We start from the raw sequence: 16,524 nt of genomic DNA, 5'->3' as shown, positions 1-16,524 counted from the left end.
GCGACTGCACGAAACCGGCGTACAGCGCGAACAGTTGCTGGAAGTAACGCCGCGTCACTCGATTACGCATGACACCCTCGCCGATGGAAAGTTGGTCGGGCCCAGGGTGGGAAGGCCGGTCCGGTCCCTTCCCACGGCCGGGCCGCGTGGGCGTATTGGGCCGCAACGGCGTTGCAGGGAAATGACCAAGTCGCGTCGCGCGTATGGCAGCGATGGAACCGGCATCGGGACCGGCATCGGGACCGGCATCGGGACCGGCATCGGGACCGGTAGAGTCGACTGTTAGTCGACTATCGCGCGATCGCGCGGGGTTTTCGGTGGTTGTACGAAAGGCAGTCGACTAACAGTCGACTCTACCCGTTTCCACTGCGCGGAAACAGAAACGCGCCCCGTGGGGCGCGCTTCTGCAGCTGTCGCTGGAAAGAAGGCTTACGCCTTCTTTTCCGCTTCCAGCTGCTTCCTGATCTGCGCATCAACCGCGGCAATCGCGGTCATGTTCAGGATCCTGCGCGAGGTCGCGCTGGTGGTCAGGATGTGCACCGGCTTGTTCACGCCCATCAGGATCGGGCCGATCGCCACGCCGTCAGTGAACACGCGCACCAGGTTGTAGGCGATGTTGGCCGCTTCCAGGTTCGGCAGCACGAACAGGTTGGCACGGCCCTGCAGGGTCGAGCCCGGCAGCAGCTTCTGGCGCAGCGCTTCGTCCCATGCGGTGTCGCCCTGCATCTCGCCGTCCACATTCAGTCGCGGGTTGCGCTTGAGCAGCAGCTCGCGCACCTGGCGCATCTTCAGCGCGTCCTTCGAGTCGTGGCTGCCGAAGTTGGAGTGCGACAGCAGCGCCACCTTCGGCTCAATGCCGAACAGCTTCATTCGGTAGGCCGCCTGCAGGGTCGCTTCGCACAGCTGCTCGGCGGTCGGGTCTTCCTGCACGTGGGTATCGACGAAGAAGAACACACCCTGCTGGTTGATCACGCCGGTCATGGCCGAGGTCGAGGTGACCTTCGGCTCCAGCGGCAGCACGCTGCGCACGTAGCCCAGCTTCTTGTGGAAGCGGCCGACGATGCCGGTCAGCATCGCATCGGCTTCGCCACGGGCCACCATCACCGCCGCGATCAGCGTCGGGCGCGAACGCATCAGGTTCTTCGCCGCGGCCACGGTCACGCCGCGGCGGCCGGTCAGGCCGTGGTAGTACTGCCAGTATTCGTTGAAGCGCGGGTCGTCGTTGATGTTGGTGACTTCAACGTTCTCGCCGATCTTCAGGCGCAGGCCGAGGCGCTCGATGCGCGATTCGATCACTTCCGGGCGGCCGATCAGGATCGGATGCGCCAGGCCGTCATCGACCACGTTCTGCACCGCCTGCAGCACCACTTCCTCTTCGCCTTCGGCGTACACCACGCGCTGCTTGTCGCTGCGCGCGCGGTCGTAGACCGGCTTCATCATCAGGCTGGTGCGGTAGACGAACTGGGCCAGCTTGTCGCGGTAGGCGCCCATGTCGGCAATCGGGCGCGCGGCCACGCCCGAATCCATCGCGGCCTGGGCAACGGCGGCGGACAGCTCCACCAGCAGGCGGCGGTCGAACGGGCGCGGGATCAGGTATTCACGGCCGAAGCTCGGGGTCTCGCCGCCGTAGGCCGAGCCCATGTCGGTGGCGGCACGGCGTGCCAGCGCGGCGATGGCGCGCACGCAGGCGATCTTCATTTCCTCGTTGATCGCGGTCGCGCCCACGTCCAGCGCACCGCGGAACAGGTACGGGAAGCACAGCACGTTGTTGACCTGGTTCGGGTAGTCCGAACGGCCGGTACCGATGATCGCGTCCGGACGCGCGGCGCGCGCCACCTCCGGCATGATTTCCGGGGTCGGGTTGGCCAACGCGAAGATCACCGGATCCGGCGCCATGGTCTTGACCATGTCGGCAGTCAGGATGCCCGGTGCCGACAGGCCCAGGAAGATGTCCGCGCCATCAACGATCTCGGCCAGGGTGCGCTTGTCGGTGTCGCGCGCATAGCGCTGCTTTTCCGGATCCAGGTCGGTACGACCGGTGTGGATCACGCCCTCGCGGTCGAAGGCCAGGATGTTCTCCGGCTTCAGGCCCAGCTGCACCAGCATGTTCACGCAGGAAATACCGGCCGCGCCCATGCCCGTGGTCGCCAGCTTCACTTCCTCGATCTTCTTGCCGGTGATCGCCATGGCGTTGAGCACCGCTGCGCCGACGATGATCGCCGTGCCGTGCTGGTCGTCATGGAACACCGGGATCTTCATGCGCTCGCGCAACTTGCGCTCGACCACGAAGCATTCCGGGGCCTTGATGTCTTCCAGGTTGATGCCGCCGAACGTCGGCTCCAGCGAGGCGATGATGTCGACCAGCTTGTCCGGGTCGGTTTCATCCACTTCGATGTCGAACACATCGATGCCGGCGAACTTCTGGAACAGCACGCCCTTGCCTTCCATCACCGGCTTGCCGGCCAGTGCGCCGATGTTGCCCAGGCCCAGCACCGCGGTGCCGTTGGAGATCACCGCCACCAGGTTGCCGCGCGCGGTCAGTTCGCTGGCCTGCTGCGGGTCGGCCTTGATCGCTTCACAGGCGTACGCCACGCCCGGCGAATACGCCAGCGACAGGTCGCGCTGGGTCAGCATGGGCTTGGTAGCGGAAACCTTGATCTTGCCGGGCGGAGACATCCGGTGGTAATCGAGGGCGGCCTGTTTGAAATCTTCGTTGGACATCGATGTGGGTTACATGAATGGGCAGAAGGGACAGGGGATGATACCCCCGTTGGAGCGTCCGGACCTGTCGCTATCCTGTCGCAGGCATGCTGCGACCGCACAATTCCGTGCCGTATGCGACGGTACCGCGAGACCAGCTTCGGCGCCTCCCGTGACAGCCGTGGGACGCCCTGAAACGCCGCGGGGCCGTACCACTGTCGTGATCGGCCCCGCGGTACCACACACCTGGATCAGCCCTTGACCGGCAGCGCCTCGGGCAGCGCGTCCACCGGCGGCGGCAGCTCGCTCTCGCGGCCATCCAGCGCCAGCTGCAGGCGGTTGCGGTCCAGCGCGCCTTCCCAGCGCGAGACCACCACGGTGGCCACCGCATTGCCGATGAAGTTGGTCAGCGAGCGGCATTCGCTCATGAAGCGGTCCACGCCCAGGATCAGCGCCATGCCGGCCACCGGCACTTCCGGCACCACGGCCAGGGTGGCAGCCAGGGTGATGAAGCCGGCGCCGGTGACGCCGGCCGCGCCCTTGGAGCTGAGCATGGCAACCAGCAGCAGGGCGATCTGGTGGCCCAGGGTCAGTTCGGTGTTGGTGGCCTGGGCAATGAACAGCGCGGCCAGGGTCATGTAGATGTTGGTGCCGTCCAGGTTGAACGAATAGCCGGTCGGGACCACCAGGCCCACCACCGACTTGCTGCAGCCGGCGCGTTCCATCTTCTCCATCAGCGACGGCAGCGCCGACTCCGACGACGACGTGCCCAGCACCAGCAGCAGTTCGGCCTTCAGGTAGCGCGCCAGCTTGAACACCGAGAAGCCACACAGTCGGCAGACCAGGCCCAGGATCACCGCCACGAACAGGAATGCGGTGAGGTAGAACGAGCCCACCAGCCACGCCAGGTTGACCAGCGAACCGACGCCGTACTTGCCGATGGTGAAGGCGATCGCGCCGAAGGCACCGATCGGGGCGGCCTTCATGAGGATGTGGACCAGCTTGAACACCGGGGCGACCAGCGCCTCCAGGAAGTTCAGGATCGGCTTGCCCTTCTCGCCCACCGATGCCAGCGCGATGCCGAACAGCACCGCGATGAACAGCACCTGCAGGATGTTGCCGTCGACGAAGGCGCTCACCAGCGTCTTCGGAATGATGTCCATCAGGAAGCCGACCAGGGTCAGGTCGTGCGACTTCTCGACATAGCTGTGCACCGCGGTCTGGTCCAGCTCGGCCGGATTGATGTTCATGCCGGCGCCGGGCTGCACCACGTGCGCCACGATCATGCCGACGATCAGCGCCAGCGTGGAGAAGAACAGGAAGTACGCCATTGCCTTGGCAAACACGCGGCCCACCGTGCGCAGGTGGGTCATGCTGGCGATGCCGGTGACGATGGTCAGGAAGATCACCGGCGCGATGATCATCTTCACCAGGTTGATGAAGGCATCGCCCAGCGGCTTCATCTTCTCGCCGACCAGAGGTTCGTAGTGGCCGAGGATGGCGCCCAGGACGATCGCCACGATCACCTGGAAATACAGCTGGCGATAGATCGGCAACGGCTTTGCAGGCGCCGGGGCTGCGGTCGGGATGTGCATGGCGGACTCCGGAAGGGGCGTTTTCAGGCACGTACGGCCCCGGGACAGCGCGGGAACCGTTACCGTGGAAACTGCTCGCAGGCCCTGTGCTGCACGCGCAGGGGTGCGACCAATGGACGCCTTTGTACGCGCCGGGCACGCCGGCGCAGATAACCTATTGGTACTAGCCCCCCGGTTCAGGTGGCGGCGATGCCTACACTGGCGCCGCACCGCCCGATCACGGGGAGGCCGGTGGCCCGGGCTGAACGGCCGGGCGTGTCCTTGCGAAAGTTTCGGCCCCTGCGGCCGTTGTTGTCCTGTCCACACGCAATCTGAGAGAGCCGCACCCAACATGCGCCCGATTCCCACCTTGCTGGCCCTGTCCCTGGCCGCCCTTCCCGCCTTCGCCTCGGCTGCCGATTTCGACAACTGGCCGACCAAGTACACCTTCGGCGACGGCACCGAACTGGCCGCCACCGCCAACATCGCCTACGACTACAACGACTTCTCCTCGGGCAGCGGCCTTGAGGACGACGACGCCGTGCGCCGCAAGGAGTTCGGTGCGACGCTGAAGAAGAAGGGCGTCTACGACGCGATGGTCTACTACGACTTCCAGGCCGACACCTGGCTGGACGTATTCGTGCGCTTCGAGAGCAAGGCCTTCTTCGGCCGCGACGTGGGTCGTTTCCGCTTCGGCTACATGAAGACCCCGGTCGGCCTGGATGCGAACACGTCCTCGCGCGCCGGCACGTTCCTGGAAACCGCGCTGCCCGTGCAGGCCTTCTACGCCGGCCGCCGCACCGGCGTGGAATGGGTGCTGGAGCGCCCCCAGTACCTGCTGCAGGCCGGCGCCTACGGTGGCAAGGACCTGCAGGGTGACAACCCCGGCACCACCCAGGCGGTGCGTGCGGTATGGACCCCGGTGAAGGCGCCGGGTGACGTGATCCACCTGGGACTGGCCTACTCGCAGGAAAATCCGCGCGGCTACAGCGATGGCCGTGACGTGCACCACGAGGCCAGCGCGCGCCTGCGCGCACGCCCGGAAGCCGGCCTGACCGACATCCGCTACGTCGATTCCGGTGCCCTGGTCACCGCCGACCAGATCCGCCGCACCGGCCTGGAAGGCATCTGGATCCGCGGCCCCTTCTCGCTGCAGGCCGAAGCCCTGCGCGCCACGGTCACCCGCCATGACGGCAAGCCGGATTACACCGGCAGCGGCCAGTACGCGATGGCCAGCTGGGTGCTGACCGGCGAGTCGCGCCCGTACAACGCCGGTGCCGTGGCCAACATCAAGCCGGCGCACGACTACGGTGCGGTGGAGCTGGTGGCCCGCTACAGCCGCCTGGACCTGGACGACGGCAGCATCCTCGGTGGCCGCCAGCACGACCTGACCCTGGGCGCGAACTGGTACCTGACCAGCCACTTCAAGTTCCAGGCCAATTACGTGAAGGTCGACGCCAGCCGTCGTGGTGTGCACAGCACGCCGGAGATCTTCGAACTGCGCGCGCAGATGCACTTCTGACCCCTTCCACGTCAGACCCCGGCGGGCGTGCATGCCACGCCCGCCGGCCCTGCGTAGACTGCCGCCATGTACTGGCTCAGCCGCCACCGGATGCTGTTGCTGACCATCGCGGTGATGGTCGGTGGCACCGTGCTGTCTGCAGTGGCCGCCGGCCACTACGCATGGCGGCGTGCCCTGGGCGACGAAAGCAGCCAGGTGCAACGCCAGCTGCAGCTGTATGGCCAAGGCCTGCAGCAGCGCATCGACCGCTTCGGCACGCTGCCGCAGGTGCTGGCGCTGGACCCGGACCTGTTGCACGCCCTGCGCGTGCCGCCCTCGCCCGCCGAACGGCAGCGGCTGAACCTCAAGCTGCAACGCGCCAATGAGGTCACCCGCGCCTCGACCCTGACCCTGGTCGGCCACGACGGCGTGGCGGTGGCGGCCAGCAACTGGGACCAGCCGACCACCAATGTCGGCGAGAACTACAGCTATCGCCCGTATTACCGGCAGGCGCTGGCCAAGGGCCGTGGCCGCTTCTACGGCATCGGCATGACCACCGGCGTACCCGGCTATTACCTGTCGCAGGCCATCGAGGAAGGTGGCCAGCGGCTGGGCGTGGTGGTGATCAAGGTCGAGCTGTCGGCGCTGGAACAGGAATGGCTGAGCAGCCCGGACGTGGTGCTGGCCAGCGACGACCACGACGTGGTCTTCCTGGCCAACCGAGACAACTGGCGCTACCGCCTGCTGCGCCCGTTGGGCGCCGACGAGCGCCGCGAAATGCTCGATGCCCGCCAGTACGCCGACCGTGCGCTGCAGCCACTGCGTGCGCGTACCGAGGACGTGCTGGCCGACGGCGGCCGCATGGTGCGCCTGCTGGATCCCGCATTGCCGCAGCCGATGCTGTGGCAGAGCCTGGCGCTGCCTGTGGAAGACTGGAACCTGCATCTGCTGCACGATGCCAGTGCAGCCACTTCTGCCGGTCGCGCGGCCGCACTCACCGGCGGTGCTGCGTGGCTTGCACTGGGCTTCCTGGTGCTGTTCGTGCAGCAGCGCCGGCGTCTGGCCAAGCACCGCCTGCGCAGTCGCCGCGAGCTCGAAACCCTGCTCAAGCAGCATGCGCAGGAACTGCGCACCGCACAGGATGGCCTGCTGCAGGCTGCAACCGACGCTGACAGCGGCCTCAGCCGCAGCCTGGCGCACCTGCCGCAGGGCGTGGTGGTGATCGACCGCGAACTGCGGCTGGTGGCATGGAATGCACGCTATCTCGAACTGTTCCGGTTCCCGGCAGACCTGGTGCGCGTCGGCCGTCCAATCGAGGAACTGTTCCGTTTCAATGCACGCCGTGGCCTGCTCGGTCCGGGCCCGGTGGACGAGGCCATCGAGCGTCGCCTGAACCACCTGCGCAGCGGCCGCCCGCACATGCGCGAAAGCGAGAAGGACGACGGCACGGTGCTGGAGATCCGTGGCAACCCGCTGCCCGACGGCGGCTTCGTCACCAGCTACGCCGACATCACCAGCTACAAGAATGCCGCGCGCGAACTGCGTTCGCTGGCCGACGCGCTGGAGCACCGCATCGCCGAGCGCACCCGTGACCTGGACGAAGCACGCCGCGAAGCCGAACAGGCCAACCGCTACAAGACCCGCTTCGTCGCCTCGGCGGTGCACGACCTGCTGCAACCGCTCAACGCCGCGCGCATGTTCGTCTCGGTGCTGCGCGGCAAACTGAGCGACCCGGCACAGCAGCAGACCAGCGACCACATCGACGCTGCACTGGCCGCGCAGGACGCGATCCTCAACAGCCTGCTGGACATCGCGCGACTGGAATCGGGCAGCCTGCCCACGCGCGTGCAGGCGTTCCGGCTGGGCCCGCTGCTGCAGACGCTGGCGCGCGAGTTCGGCATCGCCGCACAGTCACGCGGGCTGGTGGTCGACTGGGTCGATACTGCTGCGGTGGTGGTCAGCGATGAAGCGCTGCTGCGGCGCATCCTGCAGAACTTCCTGTCCAACGCATTGCGCTACAGCGAACGCGGCCGCGTGCTGCTCGGCTGTCGCCGCCGCGACGGTCTGCTGTGGATCGAAGTGCACGACCAGGGCCCGGGCATTCCCGATGCGCTGCAGGGCGAGATCTTCGAGGAATTCCGCCGCCTGCACGACGGCCAGCAGCGCGGCGCCGGCCTTGGCCTGGCGATCGTCGACCGCATCGGCCGCCTGCTTGGCCATCCGATCCGGCTGCGCTCGCAGCTGGGCCAAGGCAGCGTGTTCGCGGTTGGCGTGCCTTTCGGCGACGCCAGCGCGATTCCAGCCACCGCGCCAGCCCCGGTACTGGCGCAGGAGCCGGCGGCGGACAATCCACTGCGCGGGCGCCGTGTGTGGGTGATCGATGACGATCCGCACGTCTGCGCGGCCAGCCGCGCCCTGCTGGAACGCTGGGGCTGCGAGGTGATGCTGGCCGATGGCCCGCAGGCCGCGTTGCTGCTGGCCAGTGTCGAAACGGTGCCGGAGCTGGTGCTGCTGGATGTACGCATGGGCGATCACCATGGCCCGGTGCTGTACGAGACGCTGGCCGAGCTGTGGCAGGCGCGCCCACCGGTGGTGCTGGTGACCGCCGAGCGTGATGCGGGGCTGCGCGAGATGGCTGCGGAGCGCGGTTGGGGGATGATGGCCAAGCCGGTGAAGCCGCCGGCGCTGCGGGCGTTGATGAGTCAGTTGCTGATCCGGCATCGCGGGTAGTTTCCAGCCAACGGCACAGCCCCTCGTGGGTGGTGTCTGGCTGGTCGCGGAAGGCAGGATTGCTGAGGGCTGGCCGGGGGGGGGGGGGGGGGGGGGGGGGCCGGCGGCCACCCCAACAAGTGGCCCCCCGCGGGGGGGGGGGGGGGGGGGGGGCCGCGCCCCCCCCCCCGCGCCCCCCCCCCCCCCCCCCCCCCCCGGCCGCTGACAGTTCACGGATGTTCTCCACCCACGGAGAAGAAAAAGAAGATCAAAAGCGGGTCGCGCGCTGCGCTTGCTCGTGTAGAGCCGAGCCCATGCTCGGCTTCGCGGGCCGACCGGAAAGCAGCCGAGCGTGGGCTCGGCTCTACAAAAGGCGGCCTGCCAGGCTGCTTTTTCTTTTGATCTTCTTTTTCTTATCCGTGGCGTCCACCGCGCACCCCACCCGACCGGCTCACTCGCAGCTTTTGCTTTCAACGCCCCCAAAACCACCCACGAGGGGCTGCGCCGTTGGCTGGAAACTACAACCCGATGCCGGCGTCGCCTTCCGGCTCCAGCGCCTTCACCAGCACCGCCGCCTGTGTGCGGCTGTGGCATTCGAGTTTCTTCAGGATCGCGGTGACATGCACCTTCACCGTGTTCTCGGCCAGGCCCAGCGTGTAGGCAATCTGCTTGTTGAGCAGGCCATCGGCCAGGCACAGCAGCACCCGGAACTGCTGCGGCGTCAGCTGCGCCAGGCGGCTGGCCAGCAGCGCATCCGCCTCCGAGCGTTCGGCGGCCATCGCCGGGAACCACAGCCCACCGTCGAGTACGGCCTGCACCGCCTCGCCGATGGTCTCGGCCGGGGCCGACTTCGGGATGAAACCGGCGGCGCCGAACTGCTGGGCGCGGCGGATCACCCGTGGATGGTCGTTGGACGAGAGAATCACCACAGGAATGTCCGGATGCGAGCCTCGCACGTGCAGCAGCGCGGAAAAACCATGCGCACCGGGCATGGTCAGGTCCAGCAGCACCAGATCGACCTCGGGCTGCGCATCAAGGGCTTCGGCCAGCGCATCGGCACTGGCCACCTCGCGCACCTGTGCCAGCGGCAGGCTCTGCCGCAACGACTGCACCACCGCAGAACGCAGCAGCGGATGGTCATCGGCGATCAGGATGGTGTATTCGCTCATGCCGACATTGTACGGGCAGCAAACCGCATCCGCCGGGCATGGCCCGGCGCTACCAGCACATCAGCGCCCTGCCGGCTCTACGCTGCTGCGCCAGGCGTCGAGGAACTGGCGGCGCTTGAGCGCGTCCAGGTACACCAGCAGGCCGGGGCCAAGCTGGATCGGGCGGCGGCTACGGCCGGGGGCATCGTCGCCGCGCGCGTTGCCGGTCACGATCGGCATCAGCCGCGCTTCGCGCGACAGCACCTGCTGGCCACGCGGCGAGAGCAGGTAATCGAGGAAGCGCCGCGCCTCTTCCGGGTGCGGGCCGGTGCGCGGTATGACTGCGGTGCGCAGTACCACCAGCGTGTAGTCCTCGGGCTCGACGATGGCCAGCGGCGCGCCGGCATCGACACGGGCCTGCGCGTAGGAGCCGAGCACGTTGTAGACCAGTGACAACTGGCCGTTGGCGACCTGGTCCAGCAGCACGCCGGTGCGTTCCTCGCGCACCACGTCGTTGTCGCCGAGCGCACCCAGCAACGCACCTGCGATGCTACCGCGCTGTGCGTCCTGGGTGGCCAGCAGGTAGCCGACGCTGCTGCGCTCGATGTCATAGGTGCCGACCCTGCCGCGCAGCGGTGCGCCTTCGGCACGCAAGCGATCAAGCAGCTGGCGGCGCGTATGCGGCACCTTTGCCGCGGCCAGCGCACGGGTGTTGTAGACCATCACCACCGGCTCGTAGCTGATGCCGAAGGCCTCGTTGCGCCACTGCGCCCAAGCCGGCAGCGCGGCGGTCTGCGCCGAGCGATGCGGCAGTGCGTGGCCATCGTTGACCAGCTTGGTCTGCAGGTCCATGCCGCTGGAGATCAGCAGGTCCGGCGATGCCGGCCCGGCGCGGTCATGCAGGTAACGCGCGTACAGGTCCTGGGTGATGATGTCCTCGTACACCACTTCGGTGCCGGGATGCAGGCGCTGGTAATCAGCTATCACCACCGCGAACACTTCGATATCGGTGGTGCCGTGAATGCGCAGCTGCGCCGTCGCGGCTCCCTTCGCAGGGAAACGGCGCACATCGCCGGGCGCGGCCAATACCGGCAGGGCCAGCAGCAGGGCAACGGCAGCGGCGAACAGGCGGATCATGGCGTACTCCGGGGCAGGCGGATGGTGGCGATCAACCCACCCTGCGGGCGATTGCTGAGATCGATACGACCGCCGTGGCTGTCGACCACACGCTTGACGATGGCCAGGCCCAGGCCGGCGCCTCCAGACGGTGCTCCGTCGCCACGGGCGAAGCGTTCGAATACGCGCTCGGCGTCGGCTGCAGCGATCCCCGCACCATGGTCGGCGATGGTCAGCACCGCCTGCCCACCGTCGACCGTCAACGCGATCTGCAACGGACCGTCGCCGCCGTACTTCAGCGCGTTGTCGACCAGGTTCTTGATCGCCTCGCGCAGCAGCAACGCGTCGCCGTGCACCTGCACCGGCTCGGCGGTCATCGCAAGTTGCACGCGCGGTGCCGGACCGGCCTGCGGCAGGGCTTCATGCAGGGCCTGGTGCACGGTTTCGGCCAGATCCACCGCCGCAAAGCGCTGCAGGTGCGAACGATGGATCACACTGGCATCGCTGAGCAGCTGGTTGAGCAGGCGGCTCATATGGGTGGCATTGCGCTCGATCGCCTGCAGGCTGCGCCGCATGTCGTCCGGATCGTCATCATCCAGCGCCAGCTGTGCCTGCGCGCGCAGCGCCGCCAGCGGCGTTCGCATCTGGTGCGCGGCCTCGGCCATGAACGCACGCAGCGTTTCGTTGCTGCTGGACAGGCGTTCCATGAAGCGGTTCAGTGCCGCCACCATCTGGTCCATCTCGCGCGGCACGCGCGCGTCCAGCGGCTTCAGGTCGGACGGTTCGCGCCGCGACAGCTCGCGCTCCACCCGTACCAGCGGGCGGAACGCGCGATGCACGCCGAACGCCACCAGCGCCAGCAACAGGCCGGACAACACACCGATCGCCAACAGCGCACGGTTGACCATGTCCTGCGCCACGGCTTCGCGGGCACGCCGGGTCTGGCCCACCTGCACCTGCACCTCGCCCTGCGCCGAGGCCGCGGCGAAACTGCGGCTGACCACCACGAAGCGCACCGTCTCACCGCTGTAGGCAGCATCGAACAACTGCGGCTGCGTACCGGGCCGACGCGGCGGCGACGGCAGATCGGCATAACCGGTGATCAGGTTGCCGCGGCTGTCGGCGACGCGATAGAACACGCGATCTTCTGGCGCCATCGCCAGCAGATCCAGCGCCGCATACGGCAGATCCACCTGCCACTGCCCATCGACCAGGGCGACCGAATCGGCGATGGACAACGCCGAAGACACCAGCAGGTGATCGTAGGAACGGTTTGCCGCACGCTGGCCATAGTCGCGCGCGGCGAACAGCAGCGCCACCGCGAACACCGCCAGCAACGCACCGAGGTAGAGCAGCAGCGTGCGCCGCAGCGAGCCCGGCGCCGCGTTCGCAGCGCGTACGTCAGCCATCGGCGTCGGCGCTGCCATCACTGGCTTCCAGCAGGTAGCCGACACCGCGCACGGTGGTGATGCGCAGCGGTGCGCCCGCCAGTTTCTTCCGCAGGCGACCGACGTACAGTTCGATGGCATTCGGACCGGCTTCGTCGTCGAAGCCGAACAGGCCGTTGCCGATCTCGTCCTTGCCCACTACCTGGCCCATACGGCCGACCAGGATCTCCAGCAGGCGGTATTCGCGGTTGGGCAGCTCGATCGGTTCGCCGTCGAGCGTGACCCGGTGCGCCGCGTTGTCGAACTGGAAGCCACCCACCTGCACCACCTCGCTCGCCTGGCCACGCGCGCGCCGCAGCAGCACGCGGCAGCGCGCCTCGAATTCGCGGAAATCGAACGGCTTGCCGAGGTAGTCGTCGGCGCCGACATCCAGCGCCTGCACGCGGTCCTCGATGCCGTCGCGTGCTGTCAGCATCAGCACCGGCGTGCTGTCGCCGCGCTCACGCATGCCGGCCAGCACGCGCAGGCCGTCGAGCTTGGGCAGGCCGATATCCAGCACTACCAGGTCGAAGCTCTGGTAGCGCAGCACGCTGGCCGCCGCCAGGCCGTCGGCCTGCCAGTCCACGGCATGGCCACTGCGACGCATGCGACGGATGATCGCATCGGCCAGATCCGGGTTGTCTTCGACCAGCAGCAGGCGCATGGGCACGACGGTGGGAGGGGAAGCGAATGCTACCGCATGACGCCGGGGCCGCCCGCCGGGGCGCGCCCGGCGGCCTTTTACGCTGCACCGCACAATCCGTTGACAGGACGATGACAGCTTGCCCGACCCAGACTGCGGCCGCGCACCGTCCGGTGCCCACGATTGCCGCGCGCCTGGCGCGCACCTGGGAGGGTTTGTGGAATTCACGTTTGCCTGGCGGCGTCCTGCCGCCATGATGGCGCTGGCTGCCTTGTCGGCGCCGGCCTTCGCTGCCGAAGACGACCGTCCGGTCACCGCCACTCTGGGTGGCCGCCTGCACCTGGACTTCGCCACCTTCGACAACGACAACCGCGGCACCCCGAACAAGGACGACACCGAAATCCGCCGTGCGTGGGTTGACGTGTCTGGCAAGTTCTTCGTGGTCGACTACAAGCTGGAGGCCGATTTCTCCGGCGACCGCGTCGAGGCCAAGGACGTGTACCTGGCGCGCAGCTTCGGCAAGGCCGGCAAGCTCACCGTCGGCCAGTTCAAGCAGTACTTCTCGCTGGATGACCGCACCAGCTCCAACTACGGCAGCTTCCTGGAGCGCGGCAATGCCGGCACCACGCTGGCGCCGCTGTACCGTCTGGGCGCGTCGTGGCAGGCCAATCCGGGTGACTTCACCTGGGCCGCCAGCATCTACAGCCTGGAAAGCATCGACGCCTGGCAGGTGAAGGGGCGTGCTGCCGGTGGCCGTGTCACCTGGGCGCCCTCGCCCGCCGATGGCGACGTGCTGCACCTGGGCCTGTCGCTGGCCCGCGAGGCCTATGACAATCCGGGCGCGAACGGCGTTCCGGGCCTGAAGATCCGTCCGCGCCCGGCCGGCCACCTGTCCGACAACAGCCGCCTGACCCTGGTCGACTTCTCGGCCGGCCGCGATACCGACGTCAACAAATGGTCGCTGGAGTACGCGCAGGTGCGCGGCCCGTTGTCGTGGCAGGGCGAGTTCAGTGGCGCCACCTTCGATGACGGTGCGCAGCGCGGCGACGTGATGGCCGCCTACGGCATGGTCAGCTGGTTCGTCACCGGCGAAAGCCGCGCCTACGACCGCAAGACCGGCCGCTTCGCGCGGGTGAAGGATATCCGCCACAAGGCCGGCGCGTTCGAAGTGGCGCTGCGCTACGACCAGATGTGGGGCGCGCAGCATCTCGATGGTGCGCCGGACCTGCGCCGCGGCAGCACCGAGGCGTGGACGCTGGGTGGCAACTGGTACCTGCGCGACAACCTGCGCTTCATGCTCAACGTGATCGAAAGCCGCAACCGCGACCGCCTTGCCGGGGTGACGGTGGACCGCACGCGCGCGGTCACCGGCCGCCTGCAGTACGACTTCTAAGCCCGAATTCCCGGGCATGCCGCCCGGGCCCCTTCCACTCCCCCACGTCCTGTATTCGCAAGGAGTCCGCAGATGATGCTGAGCATCCTCGGCTTTGGCATGGTCATTACGTTCATGTACTTGATCATGAGCAAGCGGCTGTCGCCGCTGGTGGCCCTGATCACCATTCCCATCCTGTTCGCGCTGATCGGCGGCTTCGGCGCCGGCATCGACGAGATGATGCTGGAGGGCATCAAGAAGATCGCGCCGACCGGCGTGATGCTGATGTTCGCCATCCTCTACTTCGGCGTGATGATCGATGCCGGCCTGTTCGATCCGCTGGTGCGGGTGATCCTGCGCTTCGTCAAGGGCGATCCGATGAAGATCGTGCTCGGCACCGCGGTGCTGGCGATGCTGATCTCGCTGGACGGCGACGGCTCGACCACCTACATGATCACCGTCTCGGCGATGCTGCCGCTGTACCAGCGCCTCGGCATGAACGCGCTGAACATGACCTGCGTGACCATCCTGGCCGGCGGCGTGATGAACCTGACCCCGTGGGGCGGCCCGACCGCACGTGCGGCCACCGCGCTGCACGTGGATCCGGCTGATGTGTTCGTGCCGCTGATCCCGTCGATGGTGATCGCCTGTGCCGGTGTGCTGCTGCTGGCCTGGTACCTGGGCCTGAAGGAACGCCGTCGCCTTGGCGTGGTGACCCTGCCCAAGGGCGGCAGCTGGATGGACAACAGCGTGTCCGACGACAGCAATCCGCTGCCGACCGTGGAAGACGCCGAGGACATCAAGCGTCCGAAGCTGCTGTGGGTCAACCTGGCCCTGACCGTGGCACTGATGACCGCGCTGATCATCGGCGTGCTGCCGATGCCGGTGCTGTTCATGGTCGGCTTCGCCATCGCGCTGGTGATCAACTACCCGAACCTGGCCGAGCAGCGCCGCCGCGTGGTCAACCATGCAGGCAACGTGCTGTCGGTGGTGTCGCTGATCTTCGCCGCGGGCATCTTCACCGGCATCCTCAACAACACCGGCATGGTCGAAGCCATGTCGCACAGCTTCCTGGCGGTGATTCCGGAATCGTGGGGCCCGTACCTGGCGGTGATCACCGCCGTGGCGTCGATGCCGTTCACCTTCTTCATGTCCAACGACGCCTTCTACTTCGGCGTGCTGCCGATCCTGTCCGAGGCCGCCGGCAACTACGGCATCACCCCGGTGGAGATGGCGCGCGCCTCGCTGGCCGGCCAGCCGGTGCACCTGCTCAGCCCGCTGGTGCCCTCTACCTACCTGCTGGTGGGCCTGGCCAAGGTCGAATTCGCCGACCACCAGAAGTTCACCCTGAAGTGGGCCATCGCCATCTCGATGCTGCTGATGATCGGCAGCCTGCTGTTCGGCCTGTATCCCCTAGCCGCCTGACCCCTTGCCAAGGAGCCTTCTGCAATGACGCTTCGAATCGCTTACGTCACCAGTGGAATGGGCAGTGTCGGCACTGCCATCTGCCAGAGCCTGGCCCGCAGCGGCCACACCGTGGTTGCCGGCTGCGCGCCGAACTCGCCGCGCAAGGCCAACTGGCTGCGCGAGCAGCGCGAACAGGGTTTCGATTTCATTGCCTCCGAGGGCAACGCCACCGACTGGGCCTCGACCAGCGCCGCGTTCGCCAAGGTGCGTGCCGAGGTCGGCGAGGTGGACGTGCTGGTCAACAATTCCGGCGGCAGCCGCGATCTGCTGTTCCGGCAGATGACGGTGGAAGACTGGAACGCGGTGATCGCGTCCAACCTCAATTCGCTGTTCAACCTGACCAAGCAGGTGGTCGATGGAATGGCCACGCGTGGCTGGGGCCGCATCATCAACATCGGTTCGGTCAGCGCCCACAAGGGCCAGATCGGGCAGGTGAACTACGCCACCGCCAAGGCCGCGATGCACGGTTTCAGCCGTGCACTGGCTGCCGAAGTTGCGTCGCGCGGGGTCACCGTCAACACGCTGTCGCCGGGCTACATTGCCAGCCAGGCGATCAGCAGCTTCCCGCCGGACGTGCTGGACCGGCTGGCCGCCTCGGTACCGGTGCGCCGCCTCGGTCGCCCGGAAGAAGTGGCCGGCCTGTGCGCGTGGCTGGCCTCGGACGAAGCCTCGTACGTGACCGGCGCCGACTATCCGGTCAACGGCGGCCTGTACATGGGTTGAGCCCGTCTCCACGCAATGCGTGGACCGCCTCCCCCACGGAGTGCGCGGGGCCGGTGAACCTTTGCTTGCGAGGGGGATCCGGCCCCTTTTTTCATTCGGCTGCCAGACCTGCGCCGGTCCTGCACCGTTCGTTGGTTTTTCGTA

Annotated in this window: 11 protein-coding genes; 5 read left to right on the top strand and 6 right to left on the bottom strand. The window is 67.4% G+C overall.

The annotated features are described in order from the left end of the window. Nucleotides 1-429 precede the first annotated feature (429 nt). Together V3B41_RS17470 and V3B41_RS17465 are read right to left on the bottom strand one after the other, a co-directional pair. A complete protein-coding gene (locus tag V3B41_RS17470; protein WP_049429079.1) occupies nt 430-2,721 on the bottom strand; it encodes an NADP-dependent malic enzyme in 2,292 nt (763 codons plus the stop codon). Between the two features lie 230 nt (nt 2,722-2,951). Beyond that, a complete protein-coding gene (locus V3B41_RS17465; protein ID WP_049429080.1) occupies nt 2,952-4,295 on the bottom strand; it encodes a dicarboxylate/amino acid:cation symporter in 1,344 nt (447 codons plus the stop codon). A 331-nt stretch (nt 4,296-4,626) separates the two neighbouring features. Here V3B41_RS17465 and V3B41_RS17460 point away from each other — a divergent pair, with 331 nt between their 5' ends. Beyond that, a complete protein-coding gene (locus V3B41_RS17460) occupies nt 4,627-5,796 on the top strand; it encodes a porin (protein ID WP_049429081.1) in 1,170 nt (389 codons plus the stop codon). A gap of 66 nt (nt 5,797-5,862) precedes the next feature. Then, nucleotides 5,863-8,505: a PAS-domain containing protein gene (locus tag V3B41_RS17455; protein ID WP_295549947.1), complete on the top strand. Its 2,643-nt coding sequence runs from the start codon at nt 5,863-5,865 to the stop codon at nt 8,503-8,505. 497 nt (nt 8,506-9,002) lie between these two features. On the opposite strand, the gene V3B41_RS17450 is transcribed toward V3B41_RS17455, so the two are convergent. Genes V3B41_RS17450 through V3B41_RS17435 form a run of 4 tightly spaced genes read right to left on the bottom strand, consistent with a single transcriptional unit; the run spans nt 9,003 to nt 12,839 of the window. Beyond that, nucleotides 9,003-9,653: a response regulator gene (locus V3B41_RS17450; protein WP_197650680.1), complete on the bottom strand. Its 651-nt coding sequence runs from the start codon at nt 9,651-9,653 to the stop codon at nt 9,003-9,005. Nucleotides 9,654-9,713: 60 nt separating this feature from the next. After that, a complete protein-coding gene (locus tag V3B41_RS17445; protein ID WP_329861725.1) occupies nt 9,714-10,769 on the bottom strand; it encodes an ABC transporter substrate-binding protein in 1,056 nt (351 codons plus the stop codon). After that, a complete protein-coding gene (locus tag V3B41_RS17440; protein WP_329861731.1) occupies nt 10,766-12,157 on the bottom strand; it encodes a sensor histidine kinase in 1,392 nt (463 codons plus the stop codon). Before V3B41_RS17440 ends, V3B41_RS17445 begins: the two co-directional genes overlap by 4 nt. Continuing rightward, the gene (locus V3B41_RS17435) at nt 12,150-12,839 is read right to left on the bottom strand and encodes a response regulator transcription factor (RefSeq protein ID WP_049426910.1); all 690 of its coding nucleotides are present in this window, start codon (nt 12,837-12,839) and stop codon (nt 12,150-12,152) included. The genes V3B41_RS17440 and V3B41_RS17435 overlap by 8 nt, the downstream gene beginning before the upstream one ends. Nucleotides 12,840-13,071: 232 nt before the next feature. On the opposite strand from V3B41_RS17435, the gene V3B41_RS17430 reads away from it, so the two are divergent. The 3 genes from V3B41_RS17430 (at nt 13,072) to phbB (ending at nt 16,380) form a co-directional block, all read left to right on the top strand. Next, the gene (locus V3B41_RS17430; RefSeq protein WP_134735771.1) at nt 13,072-14,211 is read left to right on the top strand and encodes a porin; all 1,140 of its coding nucleotides are present in this window, start codon (nt 13,072-13,074) and stop codon (nt 14,209-14,211) included. Nucleotides 14,212-14,286: 75 nt separating this feature from the next. After that, a complete protein-coding gene (locus tag V3B41_RS17425; RefSeq protein ID WP_005419191.1) occupies nt 14,287-15,615 on the top strand; it encodes a CitMHS family transporter in 1,329 nt (442 codons plus the stop codon). Nucleotides 15,616-15,639: 24 nt separating this feature from the next. Further along, nucleotides 15,640-16,380, top strand: coding sequence for an acetoacetyl-CoA reductase (gene phbB, locus V3B41_RS17420; RefSeq protein ID WP_012481221.1), 741 nt, complete (start codon nt 15,640-15,642; stop codon nt 16,378-16,380). Nucleotides 16,381-16,524: the final 144 nt, after the last annotated feature.

Source organism: Stenotrophomonas sp. SMYL89 (genome assembly GCF_036319985.1).
Lineage (GTDB): Bacteria > Pseudomonadota > Gammaproteobacteria > Xanthomonadales > Xanthomonadaceae > Stenotrophomonas > Stenotrophomonas maltophilia_Q.
The sequence above is the reverse complement of the archived record's forward strand: the minus strand, read 5'-3'. Positions and strand labels throughout refer to the sequence as shown.

Bases quoted from the DNA above. Each gene is read 5' to 3' on its own strand.
- V3B41_RS17470 (WP_049429079.1), bottom strand. From the start codon at position 2,721: ATGTCCAACGAAGATTTCAAACAGGCCGCCCTCGATTACCACCGGATG.
- V3B41_RS17465 (WP_049429080.1), bottom strand. From the start codon at position 4,295: ATGCACATCCCGACCGCAGCCCCGGCGCCTGCAAAGCCGTTGCCGATC.
- V3B41_RS17460 (WP_049429081.1), top strand. From the start codon at position 4,627: ATGCGCCCGATTCCCACCTTGCTGGCCCTGTCCCTGGCCGCCCTTCCC.
- V3B41_RS17455 (WP_295549947.1), top strand. From the start codon at position 5,863: ATGTACTGGCTCAGCCGCCACCGGATGCTGTTGCTGACCATCGCGGTG.
- V3B41_RS17450 (WP_197650680.1), bottom strand. From the start codon at position 9,653: ATGAGCGAATACACCATCCTGATCGCCGATGACCATCCGCTGCTGCGT.
- V3B41_RS17445 (WP_329861725.1), bottom strand. From the start codon at position 10,769: ATGATCCGCCTGTTCGCCGCTGCCGTTGCCCTGCTGCTGGCCCTGCCG.
- V3B41_RS17440 (WP_329861731.1), bottom strand. From the start codon at position 12,157: ATGGCTGACGTACGCGCTGCGAACGCGGCGCCGGGCTCGCTGCGGCGC.
- V3B41_RS17435 (WP_049426910.1), bottom strand. From the start codon at position 12,839: ATGCGCCTGCTGCTGGTCGAAGACAACCCGGATCTGGCCGATGCGATC.
- V3B41_RS17430 (WP_134735771.1), top strand. From the start codon at position 13,072: ATGATGGCGCTGGCTGCCTTGTCGGCGCCGGCCTTCGCTGCCGAAGAC.
- V3B41_RS17425 (WP_005419191.1), top strand. From the start codon at position 14,287: ATGCTGAGCATCCTCGGCTTTGGCATGGTCATTACGTTCATGTACTTG.
- phbB (WP_012481221.1), top strand. From the start codon at position 15,640: ATGACGCTTCGAATCGCTTACGTCACCAGTGGAATGGGCAGTGTCGGC.